Source organism: Escherichia sp. WS1450, assembly GCF_046487395.1.
Classification (GTDB): Bacteria; Pseudomonadota; Gammaproteobacteria; order Enterobacterales; family Enterobacteriaceae; genus Escherichia; species Escherichia coli.
This window is the reverse complement of record NZ_JBJQJO010000146.1, coordinates 1-719: the sequence shown is the minus strand read 5'-3', so window position 1 is coordinate 719 and position 719 is coordinate 1. Positions and strand designations below refer to the sequence as shown.

At 54.2% G+C, this 719-nt stretch carries 1 protein-coding gene; it reads left to right on the top strand.

What is annotated here, in order from left to right; all coding sequences use genetic code 11:
* Positions 1–719: terminase gpA endonuclease subunit (locus ACJHYR_RS28005; protein WP_410233227.1), on the top strand; the 719-nt coding region annotated here is incomplete at both ends.

The following is a 719-nucleotide window of genomic DNA, read 5'->3' as shown; positions in this document are numbered from 1 at the left end:
CATTTCATGCGTTTTTATGTGCCCTGCCCGCACTGTGGGGAGGAGCAGTATCTGAAATTTGGCGATGAATCCACGCCTTTTGGCCTTAAATGGGAGAAGGACAGCCCCGAAAGCGTTTTCTACCTTTGTGAGCATCATGGCTGTGTGATCCATCAGTCTGAGCTTGACCAGAGTAACGGGCGGTGGATCTGTGAAAACACGGGGATGTGGACCCGTGACGGTCTGACGTTTTTCAGCGCCGCGGATAATGAAATTCCGCCGCCGCGCTCCATCACTTTCCATATCTGGACGGCGTACAGTCCGTTCACCACCTGGGTACAGATAGTCTATGACTGGCTGGATGCACTGAAAGATCCCAACGGCCTGAAAACCTTTGTGAACACCACGCTGGGCGAGACCTGGGAAGAGGCCGTGGGCGAAAAACTCGATCACCAGGTACTGATGGATAAGGTTGTGCGTTACACGGCGGCGGTGCCTGCCCGGGTGGTTTATCTGACGGCGGGCATTGACTCGCAGCGAAACCGTTTTGAGATGTATGTCTGGGGATGGGCTCCGGGAGAGGAAGCCTTTCTGGTGGATAAAATCATCATTATGGGACGTCCCGATGAGGAAGAGACGCTGTTACGTGTGGATGCGGCGATCAACAAAAAATACCGCCATGCAGACGGAACCGAAATGACCATTTCCCGTGTCTGCTGGGACATCGGGGGGATCGATGG